The sequence below is a fragment of the Kitasatospora sp. NPDC007106 genome (assembly GCF_040634455.1).
Classification (GTDB): Bacteria; Actinomycetota; Actinomycetes; order Streptomycetales; family Streptomycetaceae; genus Kitasatospora; species Kitasatospora arboriphila.
Genome location: NZ_JBEYFP010000605.1, coordinates 1 through 3,671, shown reverse-complemented (window position 1 = coordinate 3,671; position 3,671 = coordinate 1). Strand labels below are relative to the sequence as shown.

The 3,671-nt window shown below is 75.8% G+C and carries 3 protein-coding genes; 2 read left to right on the top strand and 1 reads right to left on the bottom strand.

The window, feature by feature from the left end:
• Window positions 1–30: 30 nt before the first annotated feature.
• Complete coding sequence (locus ABZ641_RS29275; protein ID WP_359986556.1) at window positions 31–1,224, bottom strand: ROK family transcriptional regulator; 1,194 nt, start codon at window positions 1,222–1,224, stop codon at window positions 31–33.
• Window positions 1,225–1,312: 88 nt separating this feature from the next.
• On the opposite strand from ABZ641_RS29275, the gene ABZ641_RS29270 reads away from it, so the two are divergent.
• Both ABZ641_RS29270 and ABZ641_RS29265 read left to right on the top strand, forming a co-directional pair.
• Window positions 1,313–2,503, top strand: a complete 1,191-nt coding sequence (locus tag ABZ641_RS29270) for an MFS transporter (RefSeq protein WP_344627528.1) — start codon at window positions 1,313–1,315, stop codon at window positions 2,501–2,503.
• A gap of 153 nt (window positions 2,504–2,656) precedes the next feature.
• Window positions 2,657–3,671, top strand: a 1,015-nt coding sequence (locus tag ABZ641_RS29265; protein WP_359986554.1) for a S66 peptidase family protein, incomplete at its 3' end; no start/stop codon positions are given.

The following is a 3,671-nucleotide window of genomic DNA, read 5'->3' as shown; positions in this document are numbered from 1 at the left end:
TGGGGGCACCTCCTCCCGACCCCTGGCCGGTCAGGCGCCGCCGAAGAGGTCGCGGCGGACGGCGTCGCCCGCGGTGAGCACGGCGCCGGCGAGGACGGCGCCGCCGCCCGCGGTGCCGGCCCGGACCTCGGTGCGCAGCGGGACGAGCCGGGCGATCTCGCGTTCGACGCGGCTCGCGAGCCGATCACCGCCGGCCCGGCCGATCTCGCCGCCGAGCACCACGCAGCCGGGGTCGAGCACCGCGCAGACCGAGGCCGCGCCGAGCGCGATCCGGCGGGCGTACTCGTCGAGGAAGGCGTCGGCCGCGGGGCCGCCGGCGGCTGCGGCGTGCCGCACCACGTCCTCGCCGAGCGGGGCGCTGGTCGGCGGGCCGGCCGGTTCGGGGACGGGCAGGCCGTGGGCGCGGGCGAGGTCGCAGACCGCGGCGGAGGAGACCAGGGTGTGGAAGCCGCCGGAGTCGCAGCCGCCGTCGCCGCTCGGCAGTCCGGAGCCGTACACCGGGAGGTAGCCGATCTCGCCGGTGCCGCCGGCGGCGCCGCGCCGCAGCCGGCCGTCGAGGACGACGGAGGCGCCGACGCCGTGGCTGAGCCAGATCAGCACGAAGGTGTCGCGGTCGCGGGCGGCGCCGAGCCGGTGCTCGGCGATGCCGGCGAGGTTGACCTCGTTGTCGACGGTGACCTCGGTGCGCGGGTCGGCGCGCAGCGCGGTGAGGAGTTCGGTCTGGTGACGGGAGAGGGCGCCGGAGTTCCGGTGCTCGCCGGTGGCGGGGTCGAAGAGGCCGGGTGCGCCGACGGCGACGGTGTGCAGGCGGTCGGCGCCGGCCTCGCGGGCGGCCCGGGCGAGGGCGTCGAGGGTGCGTTCGGCGAGCCGTTCGTCGGCGCCGGCGACGGTCGCGGCGGCCCGGGTGCGTCCGGTGAGGTCGGCGACGACCAGGTCGACGCCGGTGGTGCGGACGTCGACGCCGGCGAGGAAGGCGCGGTCGGCGACGAGGGCGTAGAGCCGGGCGTTGGGCCCGCGGCGCTGCTCGCCGCTCTCGCCGACGACGGCCACCAGGCCGGCCCGCTGGAGCCGTTCGAGCAGGTCGGCGACGGTGGGGCGGGAGAGTCCGGTGAGGCCGCGCAGCTCGGTGGCGGTGAGCGGGCCGCTCTCCAGCAGGAGGTCGAGCGCCAGCCGGTCGTTGATGGCCCGGGCGGTGCTGGGCGTCGCCGTGCGCGCGGTCGTCATGGAAGCGCATCTTTCCAGAGGTTTTTATCAGGGTCCCTTCCTGATAGTTTATCGGAGTCATGCTGGACAGACCGGAGAGGACGATCGCATGGCAGACGAACTGCACGGCGTACGGCGCGCCAGAGTGGGCATCGCCCTGGTCTTCGCCGTGCACGGCGCGGTGACGGGCACCTTCGCCACCCGCATCCCCTGGCTCCAGGACCACCTGGACCTCGGCCCCGGCGAGCTGGGGCTCGCCCTGATCGCGCCCGCGGTGGGCTCCTTCCTGGCCATGCCGCTGGCCGGACGGATCGTGCACCGCTACGGCGAGCGGGCCGCCGTCCGCGCCCTGCTGATGGCGTGGACGCTCGCCCTCGCCCTGCCCGCCCTCGCCCCGAACCTCGCCGTGCTCTGGCTCGCCCTCTTCGTGTACGGCGCCAGCGCCGGCATGTCCGACGTGGCCATGAACGCCCAGGGCGTGGCGGTCGAGGAGCGGCTCGGCCGGTCCGTCATGTCCGGGCTGCACGGCATGTGGTGCGTCGGCGGCCTGATCGCCTCCGGCTTCGGCGTGCTCGCCGCCCACCGCGGCCTCGACGCCCGGGTGCAGTTCGCGCTCGCCGCGGCGGTGCTCACCGGCCTCGCGGTGGTCGTCACCCGCCCGCTGCTGGACGTCCGCCCGGAGCCGGAGGAGGAGGCGCCGCCGCGGTTCGCGCTGCCGCCGCGCTCGGCCCTGCTGATCGGCCTGGTCGGCTTCTGCGCGGTCTTCGCGGAGGGCGCCAGCATGGACTGGGGCGGCGTCTACCTGCGGGACGTCACCGGCGCCTCGGCCGGCACCGCCGCCGCCTGCTACTCGGCGTTCGCCGCCACCATGGCCGCGGCCCGGCTGGCCGGCGACACCGTGGTGGAGCGGCTCGGCCCGGTGCGCAGCGTCCGGCTCGGCGGCACGGTCGCCACCGCCGGCGGCCTGCTGGTGGTCTTCTCGACCGGCGCCTGGACGGCCATCCCCGGGTTCGCGCTGATCGGCATCGGCATCGCCGTGGTCGTCCCGCTCGCCTTCGCCGCCGCCGGCAAGTCCGGCGGCAACGCCAGCCAGGCCATCGCGGGCGTCGCCACCGTCACCTACACCTCCGGCCTGGTCGCCCCGGCGATCGTCGGCGGCATCGCCCAGGCCACCTCGCTCACCGTGTCCTTCGCGGTGGTGACGGTGCTGGCCGCAGCGCTGATCCCGTCGGCCGGCGCCCTGCGCCGCAGGACAACCGCGGACCGCACCCCGGCCCGCGTCCCCGCCCACGTCGACTGACGGACATCGAAGGCCGTAGGTGCACCACAAGGTAGGTGCACCACAAGGTGGGTGCACCACTAGGGGCGCGTGGGGGCACCTCACGCGCCCCTGGCATCGCCGCCCTCTGAATTGGCCCACCCTCGCACCGCTGCGGGTGCCATGATCACCGGCATGCCGATACGTTTCCCGCAGCCCCTGCTCCCCGGCGACCGGATCGCCGTGACCTCTCCCTCCAGCGGTGTCCCCGAGAGCCTCCGCAAGCGCCTGGACGTGGCCGTCCGCACGGTCGAGGACCGCGGCTTCGAGGTCGTCCTCGGCCGCTGCACGGACGGATCCGGGCACGTCAGCGCGCCGGCGGCGGAGCGCGCGGCCGAGCTGACGGACATGCTGACGGACCCGGCCGTGCGGGCCGTGGTGCCGCCGTGGGGCGGCGAGACCGCGATCGACCTGTTGCCACTGCTCGACTGGGACCGCATCCGTGCCGCCGAGCCGGCCTGGCTGGTCGGCTTCTCCGACCTGTCGACCGTGATGACCCCGCTCACCCTGCGGACCGGGATCGCGACCCTGCACGGCAACAACCTGATGGACACCCCGTACGAGGTGCCCGAGGGCCTGCTGTCCTGGCTGGACGTCGTCTCGCTGCCGGCGGGCGGCCGCTTCGCCCAGACCCCGCCCGACCGCCACCGGGTGAACGGCTGGGTCGACTACGCCGAGTTCCCGGAGGTCCGCGAGCTCGTCCTCGACGGCCGGGGCACCTGGACCCGCCTCGACGGCGACGGCGAGCTGGACGTCGAGGGCCGGCTCGTCGGCGGCTGCATCGAGACCCTGTGCAACATCGCGGGGACGCCCTACGGCGACGTCCCGGCCTTCGCCCGCGAGCACGCCCCCGAGGGCCTGCTGGTGTACGTCGAGGCGTCGGGCGACGACGCCTACACGATCTGCCGCAACCTGCACGGGATGCGGCTCGCCGGGTTCTTCGACGCCGCCAACGCCGTACTGGTCGGCCGCACGGCCGCGCCCGACGGACGGTCGCTGACCCAGCACGAGGCGGTGCTGGACGCCCTCGGGCCGCTCGGCGTGCCGATCCTCGCGGACGTCGAGTGCGGCCACGTCCCGCCGTACCTGCCGATCGTCAACGGCGCCCTCGGCCGGGTCGTGCACACCGCCGACCGCCGGGCGCTCGTGC